Genomic DNA, 21004 nt, shown 5'->3' with positions numbered 1-21004 from the left:
AGCCATGGACGATGCGGCGGTCGACTACGCGGGGGTGTTTCAGGGCCTGCCGGGGATGGTGGCGCTGCTGACGCCCGACCTGGTGTACGCGGACGCGAACGAGGAGTTCCTGCGCATGTCCGGCCGTACCCGCGAGCAGGTGGTCGGCCGCTATCTGTTCGACGTCTTCCCGGACAACCCGCACGACTCCGCCGCATCCGGCATGCGCAACCTGGCGGCCTCGCTGGCCCGGGTGCTGGAGACCGGCGAGCGCGACGCCATGGCCCTGCAGCGCTACGACGTCGAGCGCCCCGACCGGCCCGGGGAGTGGGAGGAGCGCTACTGGAGCCCGGTCAACGCGCCGGTGCTCGGCCCCGACGGGAAGGTGGTGCTGCTGGTGCACCGTGTCGAGGAGGTCACCGAGCTGATCAAGGCCCGCGGCGGACCGACCGGCGGCCGGGCCCGGGTGCTCGAGGCCGAGCTGTACACCCGGGCCCGCGAACTGCAGGAGCTCAACGAACGGCTGCGGCAGGCCCACGCCCGCGAACGCGAGGTGGCCCTCGCCCTCCAGGAGGCGATGCTGCCGGCCGGCCGTCAGGTGGGCCACCATCGCGCCGCCGTGCGCTACCGGCCCGCGGTGGGCGCGCTGAACGTGTGCGGGGACTGGTACGACCTCGTCGACCTGGTGGGCGGCCACCGCATCGGGGTGGCCGTGGGCGACGTGGTCGGGCACGGCCTGGAGGCCGCCGGCGTCATGGGCCAGCTGCGCAGCGCGCTGAGCGCCGCCTCGCGCGTCGCCGGGGGGCCGGCCGAGGCACTGAACGTCCTGGGCCGGTACGCGCACGTCGTGGACGGCGCCGAATCCGCCACCGCCGTCACGACGTTCATCGACTTCGACGAGCACACCGTCACCTACAGCAGCGCCGGCCACCTCCCGCCGGTCCTCGTCCACGCCGACGGCCGTATCGAGTTCCTCGACCGCGCCACCGACCCGCCGCTCGACGCCCGCCCCGACCCGTCCCCCAGACCCCAGGCCTCCACCACCTACGCCGACGGCGCCACCCTCGTCCTCTACACCGACGGCCTGATCGAACGCAGACGCGAGGACATCGACACCGGTCTTGCCCGCCTCGCCGACGCCCTCGCCCGCCACCGCGCGAAGGACCCCGAGACCCTCGCGGACGCCGTGCTCCTGGAGCTGCTGCCACCGGGGGGCGCCACCGACGACACCGCCCTGGTCATCGTGCGGCTGTGAGCGAGCAGACGGGGCGGCACATGCACAAGGGCCGTGCGCCCGCCAGCAGTTGAGCGTGATCGCGCCATGATGCGGCATCGGGTTGCTGTCTACCGGTCGGTAAATGGAGGCTGGTGCGGCAGTTGTCCCCACGCGCGCGACGCGGTGCCCCGCCGTGTTCCGGTGAACTGCGCCTGCACATACACTGGCAGCCCCACGACACGCCGGTTGACCTGCTGGAACGCGGCGGCACAGGCGATCCGCCGGAGTGAGGAGCGACCCCTTGTTCTATTACGTGCTCAAATACGTGTTGTTGGGACCTCTGCTGAGACTGGTCTTCCGGCCTCGCATCGAAGGCCTTGAACACGTACCGGAGACAGGTGCGGCCATCGTCGCCGGCAACCATCTGTCGTTCTCGGACCACTTCCTGATGCCCGCGATCCTCAAGCGCCGCATCACCTTCCTCGCGAAGAAGGAATACTTCACGGGTCCCGGCATCAGGGGCCGCCTCACCGCGGCCTTCTTCCGCAGCGCCGGGCAGATCCCGGTCGACCGCACGGGCAAGGAAGCGGGCCAGGCCGCGATCCGTGAAGGCCTCGGCGTGCTGAGCAAGGACGAACTGCTCGGCATCTACCCGGAGGGCACCCGCTCGCACGACGGCCGCCTCTACAAGGGCAAGGTCGGCGTCGCCGTGATGGCGCTGAAGGCCCAGGTCCCGGTGATCCCCTGCGCGATGATCGGCACCTTCGAGGCGCAGCCGCCCGGCAAGGTCATCCCGAACCTCCACCCCGTCGTCATCCGCTTCGGCAAGCCCCTCGACTTCTCCCGCTACGCCGGCATGGAGAACGAGAAGGCGATCCTGCGGGCCATCACCGACGAGATCATGTACGCGATCCTGACGCTGTCCGAGCAGGAGTACGTCGACCAGTACGCGGCCGTCGCCAAGGCGGAGCAGGCCGAGGCGGCCAAAGCCGCCGAGAAGGAGCGCCGGTTCCCCCGAATGCCGTTGGGATAGGGCGAGTTGAGCAGCGATGAGGGGCGGCCGGAGTGTTCCGGCCGCCCCTCACTTCGTGCACTTCGTACGGCTGCGGGTTACGGCTTGGGCGTGGCGTGCGGGGTGCAGGTCACGTCCTTGGCGTCCAGCTTGCCGGTGAGCAGGTAGGTGTCCACCCGCTGGTTGATGCACGGGTTGACCAGGCCGGTCACGCCGTGCGAGCCCGCGTCCTTCTCGGTGATCAGGCGGGAGCCCTTGAAGCGCTGGTGCAGTTCGACGGCGCCGTCGTACGGGGTGGCGGCGTCCCTCGTGGACTGCACGATCAGGACCTGCGGCAGACCCTTGTGCGTCTTGACGTTCACCGGGTTCTGCTGCTTGACCGGCCAGGTGGCGCACGGCAGGTTCAGCCAGGCGTTGGCCCAGGTCATGAACGGGTACTTCTTGTTGAGCTCGGTGTTGTCCTTGTCCCACTTCTTCCAGCTGGTGGGCCACTTGGCGTCGGTGCACTCGACGGCCGTGTAGACGGCGTTGCCGTTCTCCGCGGAGATGTTGCCCGCGGTGTCGGACAGGTCCGGGGCGGCCGCGTCGACCAGCGCCTGGGTGTCGCCGGCGAAGTACTTGCTGAAGACCGTCGCGACCGGCACCCACGAGGAGTCGTAGTACGGGGCGCTCTGGAAGAAGCCGATCAGCTCGTTCGGGCCGACGACCCCGCCGATGGGGTTCTTCTTGGCGGTGGCGCGCAGTTCGAGCCACTTCGCCTGGACGGCGGCGCGGGTGGTGCCGAGGTGGAAGGCGGCGTCGTTGGCGGCGACCCAGTCCTCCCAGTCCTTCCAGCGGCCCTCGAAGGCGACGTCCTGGTCCAGGTTGGCCTGGTACCAGATCTTCTCCTTCGACGGGTTGACGACGCTGTCCACGATCATGCGGCGCAGGTGGCCCGGGAACATCGTGCCGTAGACGGCGCCGATGTACGTGCCGTAGGAGACGCCCAGGTAGTTGAGCTTCTTCTCGCCGAGCGCGGCACGGATCACGTCCAGGTCGCGCACGGTGTTCGGCGTGGTCATCTGCTGCAGCATCGCCTTGCCGGTGCGCTCGGCGCAGCCGTCCGCGTACTCGCGGGCCAGCTTGCGCTGGGCGAGCTTGTCGGCCTCGCTGTCCGGCACCGGGTCGGCCTTGGGCGCCTTCACGAACTCCTGCGGGTCGATGCAGGAGATGGGCGCGGAGTGGCCGACACCGCGCGGGTCGAAGCCCACGAAGTCGTACGCCTTGGCCGTGTTGGCCCAGATCGGGTTCTTGTTGGTGACCCGGGTCGGGAAGCGCATACCGGAACCGCCGGGGCCGCCCGGGTTGTAGACGAGGGCGCCCTGGCGCTCCGCCGTGGTCCCGGTGTTGCCGATGCGGTCGACGGCGATCTTGATCTGCTTGCCGTACGGCTTGGCGTAGTCGAGCGGGACGCTGACCCAGCCGCACTGGATCGGCTTCGCCAGCCCCCAGTCGGCGGGGCAGTCCTGCCAGTCGATGCCGGTCGCGGAGGCCCGCAGGGCCGCGACGGCGGCACCGCGCGCCTCCCGGTCCTGCCCGTGCCGCGAGTCCGCACTCGCGCTGGCACTCGGCGCCGCGACGGCCCCCGCCATGAGCGTCGCCGTGACGAGCACCCCTGCCGAGCCGAGCGCCGCAACCCGCCTGTTCGCTCTCATATCCCTCAAGTGGGACCTCCCCCTGCGTCGTTGCGAATGGTAGGGGGATCCTTTCGGCTGTGAACTCCCTGAGAACAGGGGTCGTTGACCTTCTTTACCAATCCGATAAACGGAGACGGCGATCCCGCTCAGCGGAGACTCACCCGAGGGCGGCCAGCGCCTCGTCCAGCACCCGGCGCAGCCGCAGGGCATCGGCGGCCACCGCGCTCACGAGCACGGCGGGCCCGGCGAGCGGCATGACCACGGCGCCCTCCCCCAGCACCCGAGCCGGCACGGGCTCGGCCCCGAACTCGGGCCGTACGACGACGAGTTGCCCCACGGCCCGATGCCCGCCCAGCACGGCGGGACCGTCCCACCCGCCCGGCGCTCCGGGCCCGCAGGCCAGCTCCTGGTCGAGCAGGGCGCGCCCCTCGACACGCACCGTAAGACGACTGGTCAGCCGCCCGGGTTCCTCCCCGACCCTCCCGAGTACCTGTTCCTCGCGCAGCACGAGCCGAGCGGCAACGCCGAGCTCGACTCGCGTCCTGACGTACAGATCGCTCCCGCCCGCGGAGATCAACTGCTCGGGCAGCCACTCCAGTTCGCCCCCGTCGGCGACGTCGAGACGCACGTCGTAGTGCGCCTCCCCCTTCGCCTGCCCGGGCAGGGCGATGGTGGCGGCGGCCGACCCGACGCGCAGCCGCGCCCCGCTCCCCACCTCCGCCTCGACGGCGAACTCGTCCCCGCCGAGCGGCCCGCTCATCGCCCCGACGAGCATGACCCGGGCCTCGGCACCACTCCCCCGCGTCCGCCGCAGCGCGAGCGGCCCGTCCCCCTCCAGCACGGGCAGGGCCGTACCGCCCCTTCCGTCCTCCCGGGCGACGATCCGAGCGGTGGCCCGCACCCCGCTCACGGTCACGCCGTCCACGCGGCGAGCTGCGCCCGCACCCAGTCGGCGACGTCCTTCACCCCGGGCTCGCTCCGCAACGACTGGAAGACGACGGGCAGTTCGGCTCGCTGCGCCTTGGCGTCGGCCGCCATCCGCCCGAGGTCGGAGCCGACGTACGGCGCGAGGTCGGTCTTGTTGACGACGAGCAGGTCGGCCGTGGTCACCCCGGGCCCGCCCTTGCGGGGAATGTCGTCGCCGCCCGCGACATCGATCACGAAGACCTGTGCATCGACGAGCCCCTTGGAGAAGGTCGCGGTGAGATTGTCCCCACCGGACTCGACGAGGATCAGATCCAGCGGCCCGACCTCGTCCTCCAGGTCCTCGACCGCCTCGAGGTTGGCGGAGATGTCGTCCCGGATCGCGGTGTGCGGACAGGCCCCCGTCTCCACGGCCGTGATCCGCTCGGGCGGCAACACGGCTTCGCGGAGCAGGAATTCGGCGTCCTCGCGGGTGTAGATGTCGTTGGTGACGACGGCGAGGGACAGCTCGTCGCGCAGGGCACGGCACAGCGCGGCGACGGTGGCGGTCTTGCCCGACCCGACGGGCCCACCGAGCCCGATCCGCAGGGCGCGACGCGAGCCGTCGGGGCGGTGGGCGTCCGCGCTGAGGGCGGCGGGGCCGTCGTGGGTGTGGGAGTGGTCGAGGTGCATGGCGGCGGCTCCTAATGTCTTTCTACGTGCGCTCTCGTGTCTTGCCAGGGGGCGCTCTCGCGTCCTGCTGCGGAGCACTCTCGTGTGTCTTCCTGCGGCGCACTCTCGGTGTTTTTCTGCGGTGCACTCTCAGCGCCGGTCAGGCACTCTCAGCCCGTCCGGCGTTTGAGGACGAGACCGTTCAGGCCGAACGGGGGTCTGGGGGCAGAGCCCCCAGGGTCGGGACGGGAGGGCTCCTACGAGGCGAACAACCGAACCCCCCAGGCGGCATGCAACTCGGCGGAGATCTCCAGCAACGGAGCCGCTGCCGCGGGCAACGCACCCACCCCCTCGTCGACAACGACCCGCGCCGCCTCCACCCCCCGATCCGCGACGCGATCCAGCTCCGGCGCCAGCCGAGCCAACACCCCCGTCGCATCGAAGGGATCAAGACTCAGCAACCGCACCGTCGCACTCGCCGGCCCACTGACACTCTCGTACGCCGCGCAGTAGGCCGCGTCCACGGCCTCCAGCCCCGCCGCACGAGCGGCCAGCCCCAACACGACCGGCTGATGTGCCCCCTTGGGGAACTCCCGTGCCAGGGCGTCGAGTTCGCCGGAGGGCCAGGTGGCCCGAGCGGCCCGCATCAACTGCCGCCCCAGCTTCCGCGCAGCGACCCGCAGCGCCGGCGACGGCGTACGGGCATCCGCGGCAGCGTCCAACTCCACGGGATCCACGCCGAGTACGGCGGCGGCGGCGAGCGAGGCGGCCGCCAGTCCCGCCGTGTGCAGCCGCCCCCGGCAGAAGTCCTCCAGGCTCGCGGCCCCGCTGATCCGCCCGGCCTTGACGGCCGCCTCGGCCCCGCCGGAGTGCGCATGCCCTCCGGCGGGAAAGCGCCCATCGGCCAGAATCAGCAGTGCTGCCCGCGACATCACAACCACGCCATCAGCATCGAACCCACACCCTCAGCATCGAACCCACCCCGTCAGAAGAGGAAGTACCGCTGGGCCATGGGCAGTTCGGCGGCAGGAGTGGCTTCCACCAGCTCCCCGTCGATGTGCACGGCGAAGCTGTCGGGATCGACCCGCACCCGCGGCCGTGCGTCGTTCTCGCGCATGTCGGCCTTGGTGACCCCACGCGTCGACTCGATGGCGACGAACCGCTTCCCGAGCGAGAGCCGCTCCGGCAGCCCGTCCTCGATGGCGAGCGGCGCCACGAAGTTGAAGGAGTTCGAGGCGGGTGCCCGCCCGATCGCCCCGTACATCGGCCGCGGCAGGATCGGCTGCGGCGTCGGGATCGACGCGTTCGCGTCGCCCATCTGCGCATAGGCGATCTGCCCGCCCTTGATGACCAGATGCGGCTTGACCCCGAAGAACGCGGGCTCCCACAGCACGAGGTCGGCGAGCTTGCCGGTCTCCACCGAGCCGACCTCCCGCGCGAGCCCCTGCGCCAGCGCCGGGTTGATCGTGTACTTGGCGACGTACCGCCGTACCCGATGGTTGTCGGCGCGCCCGTCCCCCGGCAGCGCGCCCCGCCGCCCCTTCATGACGTGAGCGGTCTGCCAGGTCCGCATGATGACCTCGCCCACGCGCCCCATGGCCTGGGCGTCCGACGAGATGATCGAGATGGCGCCCAGGTCGTGCAGTATGTCCTCCGCCCCGATGGTGGACGGCCGGATCCGCGACTCGGCGAAGGCCAGGTCCTCCGGCACCGCCGGGTTGAGGTGGTGGCACACCATCAGCATGTCGAGGTGTTCCTCGGCGGTGTTGACGGTGTACGGCCGTGTCGGGTTCGTCGAGCTCGGCAGCACGTGCGGCTCGGAGACGACGGTCATGATGTCCGGCGCGTGCCCGCCGCCCGCACCCTCGGTGTGGTACGCGTGGATGCCGCGCCCCGCGATGGCGGCGAGCGTGTCGCCCACGAACCCGGCCTCGTTGAGCGTGTCTGTGTGGATGGCGACCTGGACGCCGGTCCGCTCGGCGACGGTCAGCGAGGCGTCGATGACGGCGGGCGTCGAGCCCCAGTCCTCGTGCAGCTTGAGCCCGAGTGCCCCGCCGCGGATCTGCGACAGCATCGCCTCGTGCGAGACCGTGTTGCCCTTGCCGAGGAAGCCGATGTTGAGCGGGTACTGCTCCATCGCCTCCAGCATCCGCGCGAGGTGCCACGGGCCGGGCGTCACGGTCGTCGCCTTCGACCCCTCGGCCGGCCCGGTCCCACCGCCCACCAGCGTGGTGACACCGGCGGACAGCGCCTCGTCGGCGATCTGCGGACAGATGAAGTGGACGTGGGCGTCGACGCCGCCGGCGGTCAGGATCCGCCCGTTGCCCGCGATGATCTCGGTCTCGGGACCGATGACGAGGTCGGGGTGGACGCCGTCCATGGTGTCGGGGTTGCCGGCCTTGCCGATGCCGGTGATCCGGCCGTCGCGGATGCCGACGTCGGCCTTGACGATCCCCCAGTGGTCGACGATCACCGCACCCGTGACGACCGTGTCCGGGGTGCCGTCTGCGCGCGTAGCACGCGACTGGCCCATGGATTCGCGGATGACCTTGCCGCCGCCGAACACGGCCTCGTCACCGGCGAGCCCGGGGCCGCCGGAACGGTCCTCCTCGATCTCGATCAGCAGGTCGGTGTCGGCGAGCCGGATGCGGTCGCCGGTGGTGGGGCCGAACAGGTCGGCGTACGCGGCACGCGAGATCTCAGGCATCGAGGGCACCTCCGGTCTCCCCGCGCAGCCCGGGCACCACACGGGCACCGGCGAGCGGGACGAGTTCTACGTCGACGGGGATCCCGGGCTCGAAGCGCACGGCCGTACCGGCGGCGATGTCGAGCCGCTTGCCGCGCGCGGCGGCGCGGTCGAAGTCCAGACCGGGGTTGGCCTCGGCGAAGTGGTAGTGGGAGCCGACCTGGACGGGCCGGTCGGCGGCGTTGAGGACGGTCAGCCGGGTGACCTCGCGGCCCTCGTTGTACACGACGGGCTCATCCGCGAACAGGATCTCGCCGGGAATCATCGAGGCCCCCTCAGACGATCGGGTCGTGGACGGTGACGAGCTTGGTGCCGTCGGGGAAGGTCGCCTCGACCTGGACGTCGTGGATCATCTCGGGGATGCCCTCCATGACGTCGTCCCTGGTGAGCAGCTTGCGCCCGGAGGCCATGAGCTCGGCGACGGTACGGCCGTCACGGGCGCCCTCGAGGATGTGCGACGTGATGAGAGCGACCGATTCGGGGTGGTTCAGCCTGAGCCCGCGGGCCCGGCGCTTCTCGGCCACGTCGGCCGCCACGTGGATGAGCAGCCTCTCTTGCTCGTGCGGGGTCAGTTGCACGTCCCACCTCACAGTCCTCGCTCCGGACCGTGCGGGGTCCGGTTGCCTCAGCCCCGGGCAAAGTCCCTGGTGGCGTGGATCGGCAGGCTAGTTGGACCGGGTTTCAAGCAAGTTAACCGAGCTGTGATCGAATCGGACTCCGCCGCGTGACTCCCGCATACCGGTCAGCGCGCGCAGGCCTCCCCTCATGGGCTCGGTCCATACGTCGCCATCGGCACCTGCACCATCGACCTCGGGCCGACTGGAGAGCCACCCGGGACGCCGTGGAGGACCGAACCGCAGAAGGACCGAGCCGTATACGGCGAGGTCGTCGTGACGCCGCCGCACCGGAGAGCTCGCCCCCGCCGTTTCCTACGAGGCGCCGGTCCCCCGATGGTGCGCCGTGATGCCGAAGCGCTGTTGTTCGCGGGGAGCGGACGCCACCTCGCGGACGGTGGAGACCGCGGCGATCACCTGCTCCTCGGCGGGCTCCTGGAGCTCCTCGAGCCGTTCCAGGTCAGCGGCGGAGACAAGGGCGACAAGGGGCTTGCCATGTCGTGTCACGACGACGCGCTCGCCGCCGTACACCACCCGGTTGATCAGGTCGGCGAGCTCAGCCCTGGCTTGCGTCACCGGAATCTCGTAGGCCATGCCCCCATCATAACGTCACGTACGTCCTGTACATTTCTTACAGACGCAGAAGGAGGGGTACCGATGACCCGACCGTCCGCCCGCTACGTCCTGCCCGAGTTCACCGAACGCACGAGCTTCGGCAGCAGGACGATGGATCCGTACTCGAAGCTGCTGGAGGAGCGGATCGTCTTCCTCGGGACGCAGATCGACGACACCTCGGCGAACGACGTGATGGCGCAGTTCATGCACCTCGAGTACCAGGACCCCGACCGGGACATCTCGCTCTACATCAACTCCCCCGGCGGCTCGTTCACCGCCATGTCGGCGCTCTACGACACCTTGCAGTTCGTCAGCTGCGACGTGGAGACGATCTGCCTGGGCCAGGCCGGTTCGTCCGCCGCGGTGCTGCTGGGGGCGGGCACGCCGGGCAAGCGGTTCGCGCTGCCGGGCGCGCGCGTGGTGATCCATCAGCCGGCGCTGGCCGAGCCGGTGCAGGGGCAGGCGAGCGATCTGGCCATCCAGGCCGAGGAGTTGGGCCGGATGCGGACCCGGCTCGAGGAGATGCTCGTACGGCACACGGGGCGCAGCCCGGAGCAAGTGAGCGCGGACATCGAGCGGGACAAGATCCTGGACGCCCAAGGAGCGGTCGACTACGGGCTGGTGGACCGGATCATCCCCAGCCGCAGGGCCACCCTCGCCCCGCCCACCGGGCGGTGAGCGGCCGGTGCTCCCACCCGAACTTCCGCCGCTGCCCGCACTGACGCGCGCCGAGGGCGAGTTGATCGACCGTTATCTCGACGTGGTCGACCTGCTCGGCCGCATCAACCCGGCGCACCACGGGGACACGTACCGCGGGCTGCGCGCCGCGCAGGCGCTGGTGAGCAAGGCGGCCGAGCTGCGCGACGCCCTGGCGCTGATGCACCAGCGGGGCGAGACCGAGGTGCACGCCCCGACGCTGGGGCGGGCCCTGCGGGTCCTGGACGGGGAGCGGCGCACGGCCCGGGTCACCGTGCCGCCGCAGTCCGACAGTTGACGTACCGGCGACGGGTCCGGACGCCTCCCCCGGCGGCGAAGCGTCCGGACCGGCGTTCAAACGGACCAAATGATGTACCGCCTTTTGGAGTAGACGCGGCTCCTTTTTCGCGACCGTCAGGGTTGCGCAACGCGCGTGGTCCGAGGGCGGAATGAGGTGTTCCGCCGCAGGTCCGAGCCTCCTCGGGGGCCTCAACGCCCGTTCGAACACGGGGGTGTCCACCCGAACGGGTGAGTGGTGAGTAACAACACAAACCCCCGGTTCCGTTGGGAAATTCGGACATCCGTGAGCCAAGATCCCTGTCTGACGACAAGACCCCGCCACAACGGCGGGGCGATCCGGGCGGACGCCGAGTCCTGCCGCCGCCCGGATGACCGGTCGACAGGAGTGGATCGGCAGGAGTGGAGGACCCAAGCACGACGGGTCGCCGGAACGGTCACGCCATGGCCGGGTCGAGCAGCCCTTGGGGTGAAGCCGCAGCAGCGGCCGGGCAACTTCGCCAGCCCGAATCCGACAGGTCATCCTTCACAGGCGGCTGACGAAGGGTTGCGCATGACTGCGCTCAATCGTGTCCCGTCGCTGATGGCCCGGGCCGGTACGGCCTCGGCTCTGACCATCGCCGCCGTGGGCGGCTCCATCGTGGTCCCGGGCGTCGCTTCCGACGCCGCGGCCGCCACGTCAGCGACGAAGGCACTTCAGATCGCGGCCTCCAAAAAAGGCTCCCCGTACAAGTGGGGCGCCACAGGACCGCGCCGGTTCGACTGCTCCGGGCTCACGCTGTACTCGTTCAAGAAGGCGGGCAAGAAACTGCCCCGCACGGCGGCCCAGCAGTACAACAAGACCCACCACATCTCGTCGAAGAGCCGCAAGGCCGGAGACCTCGTGTTCTTCCACTCGGGCTCCAGCGTCTACCACGTGGGCATCTACGCCGGGAAGGGGAAGATCTGGCACGCCCCGAAGACCGGGGACGTCGTGAAGCTCCAGAAGATCTGGACCAAGAGCGTCTGGTACGGCCGGGTCAGCTGACTCTCCCGTGAGGGCGGCGGCGACCTGACAGGCCGTCGCCCTCGCGGGTCCCGACCCGGGCCAGGCACCCGGACGGGGTGCTGCCCCTCTGCGCCCCTCCGTCGGCCCCTTCTACGGCTCCTGCTGCCCCGCTGCCGTCACGGGCTCCGCCTGCACGGTCCACGGCAGTTCGATGGAGACCGTCTTGCCGCCCTCCCGGGTGGGCCGCACCCGGAGTCTGCCGCCGCACTCGGCTGCCAGCCAGCGGATGATCACCATGCCTCGGCCGTTGTCCTGCTGGACGGCGGCCGGCAGCCGTTTCGGGAAGCGGGGGTGACTGTCGGTCACACCGATGCGCAGCTGTTCGTCACGGCGCAGCTCGATGTCCACCGTGAAGGTGGGTGACTGCCCGAAGGTGTGCTGTACGGCATTGGTGGCGAGTTCTGAGACGATGAGCCGGATGGTGTCGGCCGTTTCCGTGTCCGCGGGCAGCCCCCATTCGGCCAGAGTTGTGACCACGTAACCGCGGGCCGCGGCGACCGAGGCGGGTTCGCTCGGCAGAGTGACGGATGCTTCCAGATGGTCTGCCATGGCGCGGTCGTCCCTTTCCCACGGGACCGGAGTCCGACACGGAGCGGATGGTTCGAGTACGGTCCCGGACTGGTGCTTCGTCGCCAGAGTGCCATTAGCGCACCGGTCACGGGTGGCGATCCACCAAGATATGCATATATCTGTCGCTCAAAGCGGTGAACTCTGCGACGGGAGACCGTATTTGGGTGGCCCGGAAGGAGTAAGGAGAAGCGCATGCAGCACGGTCCCGTGGTGCGCCGCCGGAAGCTGGGCGCCGAACTGCGTGCGTTGCGCACGAGTGTGGGGCTCACCAGTGGTGAGGCGGCCCGGCTCGTGGGCTGGCACCAGTCGAAGGTGAGCCGGATCGAGACGGGCGCCAGCGGGGTGAAACCGGCCGATGTGCGGTTACTCCTGGACGCCTACGCCGTCTCCGACGCCCAACTCCGGGAGCTGGTACTGGTGTTGGCGGGTTCCGACGAGGGAGGCGGACGGCATCACTGGTGGCACGCCTATCGCGGCGTACTGCCGCCGACCTACCGGGACTTCATCAGTCTGGAGTCCCAGGCGAGCGCGATGAGCACGCTGGAGACGTCCGTCGTACCCGGTCTCCTGCAGACACCCGACTACGCACGTGCGGTGACCCGGGCAGCGGCCGGCGGGCTGGACGACGAGCGGCTCGACGCCCTGGTCGAAGTGCGGCTGGCCAGGCAGGACGTACTGCGTTCGGATCCGCCGCTGGAGCTGAGCGCGGTGCTGGACGAGGCGGTGCTGCGCCGGGAGATCGGCGGCCCCGACGTCATGGCGCACCAGCTCCAACGGCTCCTCGACACGGCGCACTTGCCTCAAGTGCGGCTTCAGGTACTGCCGTTCGCTGCCGGTGCGCATGTCGGCGTCACCGGGCCTTTCGTAATCTTCTCGTTTTCGAGCACTTCTGATCTGGACGTGGTTGTTCTCGACCACTTGACGAGTAGCCTCTACCTCGAACGGAAAGAAGACCTCCAGGCCTATACGGAGGCCTTCAACGCCCTTCAGTTCCACGCCCTTTCGCCCGAGGACTCGTTGGATTACATCGCCGGGATAGGTGACGGCGCGTAAGGAGGCACCATGTCTGCACTGCCTCGGAACGTATCTTCAAGTACCGATCTGCACGGCGTGCGGTGGCTGCGCAGCAGTTACAGCACGGGTGCGAACAACTGCGTCGAGACGGCACTGCCGCGCTCCGGTCCATGGGCCGGGCTGCTCGCCGTGCGCGACTCCAAGGACACGGCCGGCCCCGCCCTGCTCGTCTCCCCGGAGAGCTGGACGCACTTCACCGCCGCGTTCAAGGCCTGATCAGTTCCGCATCGTGCGGTACACGGCCGTGTCACGCCGACTCATGGTCGCGTCTCGCCGATCACATCCACAGCGCGTTCGATCTGTGTCTCGGAGAGATCCGCGCGGGCGGTCAGCCTCAGCCGTGAGATGCCGTCGGGCACGGAGGGAGGACGGAAACAGCCCACGGCGAGGCCTGCCGTACGGCAGTCGGCCGCCCACTGCACGGCCTGTTCCGGGGACGGCGCGCGCACGGAGACCACCGCGGCGTCCGGACGTACCGCCTCGTGACCCGCGGCGGTCAGGCGTGCGTGCAGCTCGGCGGCCACCGCACGCGCGCGTGCCGCACGCTCCGGCTCGCGGCGCAGCAGTCGTAGGGCCGCCAGGGCCGCCCCTGCCGCGGCGGGGGCAAGGCCCGTGTCGAAGATGAACGTACGGGCCGCGTTGACGAGGTGGTCGATGACCCGCGCGGGGCCGAGGACGGCTCCGCCCTGGCTGCCGAGCGACTTGGACAGCGTGACCGTCACGACGAGATCGTCGGCGCCCGCGAGTCCCGCGGCGTGCGCGGCGCCGCGGCCGCCGTCACCGAGGACGCCGAGGCCGTGGGCGTCGTCGACGAGCAGTCCCGCGCCGCGCTCGCGGCAGGCGGCGGCCAGTTCGGCCAGCGGGGCGGCGTCGCCGTCGACCGAGAAGACCGTGTCGGACACGACGACCGCCGTGCCCTCGTGGGTCCGCAGCGCCTTGCGCACGCCCTCCGGGTCGGTGTGTCCGACGACCTGTGTGGTGCCGCGGGCCAGCCTGCAGCCGTCGATCAGCGAGGCGTGGTTGCCCGCGTCCGAGACGATCAGCGAGCCGTGCGGGGCGAGCGTGGTGACCGCGGCGAGATTGGCCGCGTAACCCGACGAGAAGACGAGTGCCGCCTCGAAGCCGCAGAAGTCGGCCAGCTCGCGCTCCAGCTCGGTGTGGAGTTCCGTCGTGCCGGTGACGAGCCGGGATCCGGTCGAGCCGCCGCCCCAGGTCCGCGCGGCCACCGCCGCGCCCTCGGCGACGGCGGGATGGTGGGCCAGACCCAGGTAGTCGTTGCTCGCGAGGTCCAGGAGCGGGGAGTGTGCCGGGCGCGGCCGCAGGGTCCGTACGAGTCCGGCGCGGCGGCGCAGCTCCGCCTGCTCGTCGATCCAGCCGAACGCCATGGCTCCTCCGGGGCTTTTGTAGGCAGTGGACAGACACTAGCCGGACGGGCCACACCCCATGATGTGGCAATACCCACACGACGAAGTGCCTCTGTTGTTCAATCTCTCCTTGGCCGGGAGCGCTTCCGTAAGACAGGATCGGGCCTCATGGACCTGCTGAACACGCTGGTGGACAAGGGGCTTCGGCGCGAGCTGCCGACCCGCGAGGAAGCTCTGGCCGTCCTCGCCACTTCCGACGACGACGTGCTCGATGTGGTGGCCGCGGCCGGGAAGGTGCGCCGGCACTGGTTCGGCCGACGGGTGAAGCTCAACTACCTCGTCAACCTGAAGTCCGGGCTGTGTCCCGAGGACTGTTCGTACTGCTCCCAGCGGCTCGGCTCCACCACCGGCATCCTGAAGTACACCTGGCTCAAGCCCGACGAGGCCTCGCAGGCCGCGGCGGCCGGGTTGGCGGGAGGCGCCAAGCGGGTGTGCCTGGTGGCGTCCGGGCGCGGGCCGACGGACCGTGACGTGGACCGGGTCGCGGGCACCATCAAGGCGATCAAGGACCAGAACGAGGGCGTCGAGGTGTGCGCCTGTCTCGGTCTGCTCTCGGACGGCCAGGCGGAGCGGCTGCGCGAGGCGGGCGCGGACGCCTACAACCACAACCTGAACACGTCCGAGGGGACGTACGGGGACATCACGACCACGCACACGTACGCCGATCGGGTGGACACCGTGCAGAAGGCGCACGCGGCCGGGCTGTCCGCCTGCTCCGGCCTGATCGCGGGCATGGGCGAGAGCGACGAGGACCTGGTCGACGTCGTCTACTCGCTGCGCGAGCTGGACCCGGACTCGGTGCCGGTGAACTTCCTGATCCCGGTCGAGGGCACCCCGCTGGCCAAGGAGTGGAACCTCACCCCGCAGCGGTGCCTGCGGATCCTGGCGATGGTGCGGTTCGTCTGCCCGGACGTCGAGGTGCGGATCGCGGGCGGCCGCGAGGTCCATCTGCGCACGATGCAGCCCCTTGCGCTGCACCTCGCCAACTCGATCTTCCTTGGCGACTACCTGACCACCGAGGGCCAGGCCGGCAAGGCCGACCTGGAGATGATCGCGGACGCCGGGTTCGAGGTGGAGGGCACCGGCCAGGTGACGCTGCCGGAGCACCGGGCGACGGCCGGGGGCGGCTGCGGCTCGCACGAGAGCGCGGGTTGCGGATCCCACGAGAGTGCCGGGTGCGGGTCCCACGAGGGTGGCGGATGCGGGTCGCACGAGGGGGGCGGTGTCTGTGGTTCCGCCGCCGCGCCCGCGGCCAACGACGCCCGTACCGACCTGGTCGCCGTACGCCGTCGCGGTGCCGGAACGGACCTCGCGCCCAATGCCTGACCTGCCCGTCTCCGAGCTGCTGGAGCTCGACCGGCGGCACGTCTGGCATCCGTACGGGCCCATGCCCGGCCGGGTCGAACCGCTCGTCGTCGAGTCGGCGAGCGGAGTGCGGCTGCGGATGGCGGACGGCTCGGGCGAGCTGGTCGACGGCATGTCGTCCTGGTGGTCGGCCATCCACGGCTACAACCACCCGGTGCTCAACGAGGCCGCCCGCGAGCAGCTCGGCCGGATGAGTCACGTGATGTTCGGCGGGCTCACGCACGAGCCCGCCGTGCGCCTGGCGAAGCACCTTGTCGACATGTCGCCCGACGGCCTGGAGCATGTCTTCCTCGCCGACTCCGGTTCGGTGTCGGTCGAGGTCGCGGTCAAGATGTGCCTGCAGTACTGGCGTTCGCTGGGCCGGAGTGCGAAGCAGCGGCTGCTGACCTGGCGCGGCGGCTACCACGGCGACACCTGGCAGCCCATGTCGGTCTGCGACCCCGAGGGCGGGATGCACGACCTGTGGACCGGGGTCCTGCCCCGCCAGGTGTTCGTGGACCCGCCTCCGGTCGAGTACGAGGAGTCGTACGCGGAGCAGCTGCGCTCGGCGATCGAGCGGCACGCCGGTGAACTGGCCGCGGTGATCGTCGAGCCGGTGGTGCAGGGCGCGGGCGGGATGCGGTTCCACTCGCCCGCCTATCTGCGGGTGCTGCGCGAGGCGTGCGACGCGCATGACGTGCTGCTGGTGTTCGACGAGATCGCGACCGGGTTCGGGCGTACGGGCGCGCTGTTCGCGGCGGAGCACGCGGCTGTGACGCCGGACGTGATGTGCGTGGGCAAGGCGCTGACCGGCGGCTACCTGACGATGGCGGCGACGCTGTGCACCTCGAAGGTGGCCGACGGGATTTCGCAGGGCGAGGTACCGGTCCTGGCGCACGGCCCGACCTTCATGGGCAACCCCCTTGCAGCGTCCGTCGCCTGCGCCTCGATCGAGCTGCTGCTCGGCCAGGACTGGCTCGGGGAGGTCAAGCGGATCGAGGCGGGGCTGCGGGACGGGCTGGCGCCCGCACGGGAGATCCCGGGCGTGCGGGACGTACGCGTCCTCGGCGCCATCGGAGTCGTACAACTCGACCATGCCGTGGACATGAAGGCCGCCACGGAGGCCGCCGTACGCGAGGGCGTGTGGCTGCGGCCGTTCCGCGACCTGATCTACACGATGCCGCCCTACGTCACCGGGGACGCGGACCTGGCACGGATCGCCCGCGCGGTGTGCGCGGCGGCGCGGGAGGGATGAGCATGCCGATCCTGGTGATCACGGGCACGGGCACGGAGGTCGGCAAGACGGTGACGACCGCCGCGGTCGCCGCCGCCGCGGTCGCCGCCGGCCGTTCGGTGGCCGTGCTGAAGGCCGCGCAGACGGGCGTACGGCCGGACGAGCCCGGGGACGCCGAAGAGGTCGCGCGGCTCGCGGGTGACGTCACGGCGACCGAACTCGCCCGCTATCCCGAGCCGTTGGCGCCGGGGACGGCGGCGCGGCGGGCCGGGATGACACCGGTGCGTCCGCAGGACGTCGCCGAGGCCGCCGCCAAGCTGGCCACCGAGCACGACCTGGTGCTGGTGGAAGGGGCGGGCGGACTGCTCGTCCGGTTCGACCCGGCGGGCGGGACACTGGCGGACGCGGCACAGTTGCTGCGGGCCCCGGTCCTGGTCGTGGCGCCGGCCGGCCTGGGCACGCTGAACACGACGGAGCTGACGGCCCGTGAACTCCGGTCCAGGAAGCTGGACTTGGCCGGGCTGGTGATCGGCAGCTGGCCCGACTCCCCCGACCTCGCCTCCCGTTGCAACGTGGCGGACCTGCCGGAGGTGGCCGACGCGCCGTTGCTGGGAGCGCTGCCCGCCGGGGCGGGAGCGCTGACGCCCGCCGACTTCCGTGCGGTGGCGCCGAGTTGGCTGGCGCCACGGCTGGACGGGACGTGGGACGCGGAGGCGTTCCGGGTGCGGGAAGCGCCGTAGGGCAGACCGCGCGGATCAGGACAGCTTTCCGACGCGCTCGGCCCGGACCGGTGCCCGCCGTGTGATCGCCGGCCTCCCGTCCGTGCTGTCGTCGGCCAGTGCCCGGATCAGTCCGTGGTCGGGGGACAGCCGGCAGGCGGGGTCCGTGCGGGCGGCGTCCCCCGTGAGGGCGTATGCCTGGCAGCGGCAGCCACCGAAGTCCTCGTCGCGCTGGGCACAGCTGCGGCAGGGGTCGGCCATCCAGTCGGTCCCCCGGTAGCGGCCGAACGCCCGGGAGTGGTCCCAGATCCAGGCCAGCGGACGGTCGCGGATGTTCGGCGGGTCCAGCCCCGGCAGCGAGGCCGCGGCCGGGCAGGGCAGGACCGTACCGTCCGGGGTGACGGTGAGCGAGACCGCTCCCCACCCGCCCATGCACGGCTTGGCCACCCCGTCGAAGTAGTCGGGGACGACCCACACGAGTTCGGGCGCGCCCGCGGGTCTCTCTTCGCTGTCGGGGCCGCCGCCCAGCCGCTCCCGCCACCGCTCGACGGCGTCCCGTGCCCGGGCGAGCTGGTCGCGCGTGGCGAGCAGCGCGGTGCGGTTGAGCAGTCCCCAGCCGTAGAACTGCGCGTTGGCCAGTTCGATGCGGTCCACGCCCCAGGACAGGCCGAGCTCGATGAGGTCGTCGACGGCGTCCAGGTTCTCGTGGTGCAGGACGACGTTGAGGCCCAGGGGGAGGCCGGCGTCCCGTACGAGCGCGGCGGCGCGTTCCTTCTCGGCGAAGGACTTGCGTCCGCCGATCCGGTCGGAGGCGGCCGGGTCGGCGTGCTGGACGGACAGTTGGACGCTGCGCAGGCCGGCGGCGGCGAGCGCGGACAGCCGGGCCCGGTCCAGGCCCACGCCGCTGGTGACCAGCTGGGTGTAGATCCCGGCGGACTCGGCCGCGGTGATGATCTGCTCCAGGTCCGGGCGCAACAGCGGCTCGCCGCCCGAGAGATGGGTCTGGACCACGCCGAACTCGCCCGCCTGGCGCATCACGTCCGTCCACTGCTCGGTGCTCAGCTCACGCGAACGCCGGGTCAGCTCCAGTGGGTTGGAGCAGTACCCGCAGTGCAGCGGGCAGGCGTGGGTGAGTTCGGCCAGCAGGGCCCAGGGGCGGGCGGGCGCGGGCGCCGGAGCGGCAGCAATCGCCGGATCGGCGACGGGAATTGGATCGGCAGTCGGCGTCGGATCGACGACGGGTGTCGGATCGGCGGTCGTCATCGGAGCCAGCCCTCCTTGCGCAGCCGTTCGAGGAACGGGGGGACGTCGGTGGCCACGGGGGAGCCGGGAAAGCGTTCGGCCAGTTCGTCGACGATGTCGTCCACGCTGCGGGTGCCGTCGCACAGGCCGACGACCGTTCCGGCCGCGCCCCTCAGAACGACGACGCGTTCGGGGAGGAGCAGCAGGTCCGCGTCGCGCGCGTGGTCGTGCCGCCGGAGGATGGCGGGCGCCAGCGCGGGCCGCCAGTCGGTCACCGCCGCGGCCCTCACACCTGCTCCCGGCCGTCCGCCTGGTCCACGGCGTCGAGCAGCGACCACAGGACATCGCATTTGAAGCGCAGTGCGGCCACGGCCCGTTCCTGGTCGTCGCGCGTACGAGCCCAGTTCAGCACGAGGTCGAGTGCCTCACGGCTGTCGCGCCGCCCCTGGGAGACACGGGTCCGGAAGTAGGCGAGTCCATCGGCTTCGATCCACGTGTAGTGGCGTTCGAAGGCGTCGATACGGGTGCGCATCAGGTCCGGGGCCGACAGTTCGGTCAGCGACGCGGCGACGGCTTCGAGGGTCGGGCGCAGTCGGCAGAAGTTGACGTAGCCGTCGACCGCCAGCCGTACGCCCGGCAGCACGGTGTCGGCGCGCTGCATTGCCTCCCGGTCCAGGCCGGCCGCCTTACCGAGCCGCAGCCACCGCTCGATGCCGCCCTCGCCGTCCTGCTGCCCGTCGTGGTCCTGGATGCGGCGCAGCCACATCCGGCGCAGCGCGGACGTGTCCAGCTTGGCGGTGATCAGAGCGTCCTTGACGGGGATGTGGCGCTGGTAGTGGAAGCGGTTGACGATCCAGCGGCGCAGCTCGTCCTGGCTGAGATCTCCGCTGTGCATACGGAGGTTGAAGGGGTGGCTGTCGTGGTACCGCTCCTCCCCCACCGCACGCAGTCGTGTCTCGAACTCCGCGGGGCTCCAGGGCTCCGCGAGCGGAGCGGGTTTTGTGTTGACGGCTGTCATGGTCACAGCTCGATCACCATCCCGTCGTACGCCACCTCGACGCCCAGCCGTGCGAGCCGCTTGTGCTGAGGCGCTGCCGGGTCGACGAGGGGGTTGGTGTTGTTGAGGTGCGTGTAGAGGCACCGGGCGAAGAGGCCGGCGAGACGTTCGGCGGTTCCGTTCGGTCCCTCGATGGGCAGGTGGCCCATGCCGGTGGCGGTGCGGTCGGAGATGCCGGTGCGGCGGGGCTCCTCGTCGTCCCAGAAGGTGCCGTCCACGATGACGCAGTCGGCCTCGGCGGCGGCCTGCTGGAGACGGTCCGGCCAGGCGGCGAGCGCCGGGGCGTAGAGCGCGGTCGCCCCGGAAGCGGGGTCGTACAGGCGCAGCGCGACGACCCATGCGTCGTCGTCCGGGGCGTCGGCGGCGTACCGCGGGCGCTTGCCCGACACCGGGATGCCGCTGATCTGCAGGCCCGGGGCGCCGCGGTCCAGCGGTTCGGCGCCGCGCCGCGGCAACTCCCGCCAGGTGAGGGAGGTGTACGGCGCCAGCACGTCCCCGAGGTGCAGGCGGTCCAGGAGCGCCTGGCGGACCGGGGCCGTGGTGATCACTTCGAGGCCGTCGGCCTCGCGCAGCCGGGCGATGCCCAGGGTGTGGTCGAGCTCGGCGTCGGTGAGGACCAGTCCGGCGAGGGGTGTTTGACGGGGGCCGGGTCCCGGGTGGAGTTCGGGCCGGCCTTCGATCTGGTCGCCGATGTCGGGTGTCGCGTTGACGAGGTAGAAGCGGCCGTCGTCCGTCCGTACGGCGAGGGAGGCGTGACGGCGGCTCCGACGCGGATGTGCGCGTGCTCCGGAACATCCGGGGCACGCGCAGTTCCACTGAGGGATGCCGCCGCCGGCGGCGGTGCCGAGTACCAGCAGCAGCATGGC

At 71.0% G+C, this 21004-nt stretch carries 24 protein-coding genes and 1 riboswitch; of the genes, 10 read left to right on the top strand and 14 right to left on the bottom strand.

What is annotated here, in order from left to right; translation table 11 throughout:
* The first annotated feature begins 4 nt into the window (after nt 1-4).
* Together OG303_RS42025 and OG303_RS42020 are read left to right on the top strand one after the other, a co-directional pair.
* Nucleotides 5-1234 carry a PP2C family protein-serine/threonine phosphatase gene (locus OG303_RS42025; RefSeq protein WP_405875160.1) on the top strand — a complete coding sequence of 410 codons (1230 nt, stop codon included), beginning with the start codon at nt 5-7 and terminating at the stop codon, nt 1232-1234.
* Between the two features lie 262 nt (nt 1235-1496).
* The gene (locus OG303_RS42020; protein ID WP_405875159.1) at nt 1497-2228 is read left to right on the top strand and encodes a lysophospholipid acyltransferase family protein; all 732 of its coding nucleotides are present in this window, start codon (nt 1497-1499) and stop codon (nt 2226-2228) included.
* Between the two features lie 77 nt (nt 2229-2305).
* On the opposite strand, the gene OG303_RS42015 is transcribed toward OG303_RS42020, so the two are convergent.
* The 8 genes from OG303_RS42015 to OG303_RS41980 form a co-directional block, all read right to left on the bottom strand.
* Nucleotides 2306-3901 carry an alpha/beta hydrolase gene (locus OG303_RS42015; protein ID WP_405875158.1) on the bottom strand — a complete coding sequence of 532 codons (1596 nt, stop codon included), beginning with the start codon at nt 3899-3901 and terminating at the stop codon, nt 2306-2308.
* Between the two features lie 139 nt (nt 3902-4040).
* Nucleotides 4041-4808: an urease accessory protein UreD gene (locus OG303_RS42010; RefSeq protein WP_405875157.1), complete on the bottom strand. Its 768-nt coding sequence runs from the start codon at nt 4806-4808 to the stop codon at nt 4041-4043.
* Complete coding sequence (ureG, locus tag OG303_RS42005) at nt 4796-5479, bottom strand: urease accessory protein UreG (RefSeq protein WP_405875156.1); 684 nt, start codon at nt 5477-5479, stop codon at nt 4796-4798. Before ureG ends, OG303_RS42010 begins: the two co-directional genes overlap by 13 nt.
* Before the next feature lie 236 nt (nt 5480-5715).
* Nucleotides 5716-6390: an urease accessory protein UreF gene (locus tag OG303_RS42000; protein ID WP_405877738.1), complete on the bottom strand. Its 675-nt coding sequence runs from the start codon at nt 6388-6390 to the stop codon at nt 5716-5718.
* A 53-nt stretch (nt 6391-6443) separates the two neighbouring features.
* Entirely contained in the window at nt 6444-8165 is a 1722-nt protein-coding gene (locus OG303_RS41995) for an urease subunit alpha (protein WP_405875155.1), read from the bottom strand.
* Nucleotides 8158-8469 (bottom strand): urease subunit beta, encoded by a 312-nt coding sequence (locus tag OG303_RS41990; protein WP_405875154.1) that lies wholly within the window; start codon nt 8467-8469, stop codon nt 8158-8160. Before OG303_RS41990 ends, OG303_RS41995 begins: the two co-directional genes overlap by 8 nt.
* 10 nt (nt 8470-8479) lie before the next feature.
* Nucleotides 8480-8782, bottom strand: coding sequence for an urease subunit gamma (locus OG303_RS41985; protein ID WP_405875153.1), 303 nt, complete (start codon nt 8780-8782; stop codon nt 8480-8482).
* Nucleotides 8783-9133: 351 nt separating this feature from the next.
* Nucleotides 9134-9412, bottom strand: coding sequence for a type II toxin-antitoxin system Phd/YefM family antitoxin (locus tag OG303_RS41980; RefSeq protein ID WP_405875152.1), 279 nt, complete (start codon nt 9410-9412; stop codon nt 9134-9136).
* Between the two features lie 63 nt (nt 9413-9475).
* Here OG303_RS41980 and OG303_RS41975 point away from each other — a divergent pair, with 63 nt between their 5' ends.
* From OG303_RS41975 to OG303_RS41965, 3 genes are all read left to right on the top strand, one after another.
* Nucleotides 9476-10111, top strand: a complete 636-nt coding sequence (locus tag OG303_RS41975; RefSeq protein WP_405875151.1) for an ATP-dependent Clp protease proteolytic subunit — start codon at nt 9476-9478, stop codon at nt 10109-10111.
* Nucleotides 10112-10118: 7 nt separating this feature from the next.
* Complete coding sequence (locus OG303_RS41970; RefSeq protein ID WP_405875150.1) at nt 10119-10427, top strand: hypothetical protein; 309 nt, start codon at nt 10119-10121, stop codon at nt 10425-10427.
* Between the two features lie 337 nt (nt 10428-10764).
* A riboswitch (cyclic di-AMP (ydaO/yuaA leader) is annotated at nt 10765-10976 on the top strand.
* A gap of 3 nt (nt 10977-10979) precedes the next feature.
* Entirely contained in the window at nt 10980-11453 is a 474-nt protein-coding gene (locus OG303_RS41965) for a C40 family peptidase (RefSeq protein ID WP_405875149.1), read from the top strand.
* Nucleotides 11454-11564: 111 nt separating this feature from the next.
* Here OG303_RS41965 and OG303_RS41960 read toward each other — a convergent pair whose 3' ends face one another.
* Nucleotides 11565-12023, bottom strand: coding sequence for an ATP-binding protein (locus OG303_RS41960; RefSeq protein ID WP_405875148.1), 459 nt, complete (start codon nt 12021-12023; stop codon nt 11565-11567).
* A gap of 213 nt (nt 12024-12236) precedes the next feature.
* Here OG303_RS41960 and OG303_RS41955 point away from each other — a divergent pair, with 213 nt between their 5' ends.
* Both OG303_RS41955 and OG303_RS41950 read left to right on the top strand, forming a co-directional pair.
* Nucleotides 12237-13097 carry a helix-turn-helix domain-containing protein gene (locus OG303_RS41955; protein ID WP_405875147.1) on the top strand — a complete coding sequence of 287 codons (861 nt, stop codon included), beginning with the start codon at nt 12237-12239 and terminating at the stop codon, nt 13095-13097.
* 9 nt (nt 13098-13106) lie between these two features.
* On the top strand, nt 13107-13334 hold the full coding sequence (locus OG303_RS41950; protein WP_405875146.1) for a DUF397 domain-containing protein: 228 nt from the start codon (nt 13107-13109) through the stop codon (nt 13332-13334).
* Nucleotides 13335-13375: 41 nt separating this feature from the next.
* On the opposite strand, the gene OG303_RS41945 is transcribed toward OG303_RS41950, so the two are convergent.
* Complete coding sequence (locus tag OG303_RS41945; RefSeq protein WP_405875145.1) at nt 13376-14503, bottom strand: 8-amino-7-oxononanoate synthase; 1128 nt, start codon at nt 14501-14503, stop codon at nt 13376-13378.
* A 147-nt stretch (nt 14504-14650) separates the two neighbouring features.
* On the opposite strand from OG303_RS41945, the gene bioB reads away from it, so the two are divergent.
* From bioB to bioD, 3 genes are read left to right on the top strand one after another with little or no spacing between them, the layout of a single operon-like run.
* Nucleotides 14651-15868, top strand: coding sequence for a biotin synthase BioB (gene bioB, locus OG303_RS41940; protein ID WP_405875144.1), 1218 nt, complete (start codon nt 14651-14653; stop codon nt 15866-15868).
* Complete coding sequence (locus OG303_RS41935) at nt 15861-17141, top strand: adenosylmethionine--8-amino-7-oxononanoate transaminase (protein WP_405875143.1); 1281 nt, start codon at nt 15861-15863, stop codon at nt 17139-17141. The genes bioB and OG303_RS41935 overlap by 8 nt, the downstream gene beginning before the upstream one ends.
* Nucleotides 17142-17143: 2 nt before the next feature.
* Complete coding sequence (bioD, locus tag OG303_RS41930) at nt 17144-17860, top strand: dethiobiotin synthase (RefSeq protein WP_405877736.1); 717 nt, start codon at nt 17144-17146, stop codon at nt 17858-17860.
* A gap of 15 nt (nt 17861-17875) precedes the next feature.
* Here bioD and pqqE read toward each other — a convergent pair whose 3' ends face one another.
* Genes pqqE through pqqB form a run of 4 tightly spaced genes read right to left on the bottom strand, consistent with a single transcriptional unit; the run spans nt 17876 to nt 21001 of the window.
* The gene (pqqE, locus tag OG303_RS41925; RefSeq protein ID WP_405875142.1) at nt 17876-19102 is read right to left on the bottom strand and encodes a pyrroloquinoline quinone biosynthesis protein PqqE; all 1227 of its coding nucleotides are present in this window, start codon (nt 19100-19102) and stop codon (nt 17876-17878) included.
* Nucleotides 19099-19371 carry a pyrroloquinoline quinone biosynthesis peptide chaperone PqqD gene (gene pqqD / locus OG303_RS41920; RefSeq protein ID WP_405875141.1) on the bottom strand — a complete coding sequence of 91 codons (273 nt, stop codon included), beginning with the start codon at nt 19369-19371 and terminating at the stop codon, nt 19099-19101. The genes pqqE and pqqD overlap by 4 nt, the downstream gene beginning before the upstream one ends.
* Nucleotides 19368-20099 (bottom strand): pyrroloquinoline-quinone synthase PqqC, encoded by a 732-nt coding sequence (pqqC, locus tag OG303_RS41915; RefSeq protein WP_405877734.1) that lies wholly within the window; start codon nt 20097-20099, stop codon nt 19368-19370. The genes pqqD and pqqC overlap by 4 nt, the downstream gene beginning before the upstream one ends.
* A 2-nt stretch (nt 20100-20101) precedes the next feature.
* Nucleotides 20102-21001 carry a pyrroloquinoline quinone biosynthesis protein PqqB gene (gene pqqB, locus OG303_RS41910; protein WP_405875140.1) on the bottom strand — a complete coding sequence of 300 codons (900 nt, stop codon included), beginning with the start codon at nt 20999-21001 and terminating at the stop codon, nt 20102-20104.
* Nucleotides 21002-21004 lie beyond the last annotated feature (3 nt).

It is taken from the genome of Streptomyces sp. NBC_00005, assembly GCF_045160215.1.
Classification (GTDB): domain Bacteria; phylum Actinomycetota; class Actinomycetes; order Streptomycetales; family Streptomycetaceae; genus Streptomyces.
Note: the sequence above shows the minus strand (reverse complement) of the source record. Positions and strands in the feature narration are given on the sequence as shown.

Bases quoted from the DNA above. Each gene is read 5' to 3' on its own strand.
- OG303_RS41945 (WP_405875145.1), bottom strand. From the start codon at position 14,503: ATGGCGTTCGGCTGGATCGACGAGCAGGCGGAGCTGCGCCGCCGCGCC.
- OG303_RS42015 (WP_405875158.1), bottom strand. From the start codon at position 3,901: ATGAGAGCGAACAGGCGGGTTGCGGCGCTCGGCTCGGCAGGGGTGCTC.
- OG303_RS41965 (WP_405875149.1), top strand. From the start codon at position 10,980: ATGACTGCGCTCAATCGTGTCCCGTCGCTGATGGCCCGGGCCGGTACG.
- OG303_RS42025 (WP_405875160.1), top strand. From the start codon at position 5: ATGGACGATGCGGCGGTCGACTACGCGGGGGTGTTTCAGGGCCTGCCG.
- OG303_RS41935 (WP_405875143.1), top strand. From the start codon at position 15,861: ATGCCTGACCTGCCCGTCTCCGAGCTGCTGGAGCTCGACCGGCGGCAC.
- pqqB (WP_405875140.1), bottom strand. From the start codon at position 21,001: ATGCTGCTGCTGGTACTCGGCACCGCCGCCGGCGGCGGCATCCCTCAG.
- bioD (WP_405877736.1), top strand. From the start codon at position 17,144: ATGCCGATCCTGGTGATCACGGGCACGGGCACGGAGGTCGGCAAGACG.
- pqqC (WP_405877734.1), bottom strand. From the start codon at position 20,099: ATGACAGCCGTCAACACAAAACCCGCTCCGCTCGCGGAGCCCTGGAGC.
- OG303_RS41955 (WP_405875147.1), top strand. From the start codon at position 12,237: ATGCAGCACGGTCCCGTGGTGCGCCGCCGGAAGCTGGGCGCCGAACTG.
- OG303_RS41980 (WP_405875152.1), bottom strand. From the start codon at position 9,412: ATGGCCTACGAGATTCCGGTGACGCAAGCCAGGGCTGAGCTCGCCGAC.
- OG303_RS41950 (WP_405875146.1), top strand. From the start codon at position 13,107: ATGTCTGCACTGCCTCGGAACGTATCTTCAAGTACCGATCTGCACGGC.
- bioB (WP_405875144.1), top strand. From the start codon at position 14,651: ATGGACCTGCTGAACACGCTGGTGGACAAGGGGCTTCGGCGCGAGCTG.
- OG303_RS41990 (WP_405875154.1), bottom strand. From the start codon at position 8,469: ATGATTCCCGGCGAGATCCTGTTCGCGGATGAGCCCGTCGTGTACAAC.
- OG303_RS41960 (WP_405875148.1), bottom strand. From the start codon at position 12,023: ATGGCAGACCATCTGGAAGCATCCGTCACTCTGCCGAGCGAACCCGCC.
- OG303_RS42000 (WP_405877738.1), bottom strand. From the start codon at position 6,390: ATGTCGCGGGCAGCACTGCTGATTCTGGCCGATGGGCGCTTTCCCGCC.
- ureG (WP_405875156.1), bottom strand. From the start codon at position 5,479: ATGCACCTCGACCACTCCCACACCCACGACGGCCCCGCCGCCCTCAGC.
- OG303_RS41995 (WP_405875155.1), bottom strand. From the start codon at position 8,165: ATGCCTGAGATCTCGCGTGCCGCGTACGCCGACCTGTTCGGCCCCACC.
- pqqE (WP_405875142.1), bottom strand. From the start codon at position 19,102: ATGACGACCGCCGATCCGACACCCGTCGTCGATCCGACGCCGACTGCC.
- OG303_RS41975 (WP_405875151.1), top strand. From the start codon at position 9,476: ATGACCCGACCGTCCGCCCGCTACGTCCTGCCCGAGTTCACCGAACGC.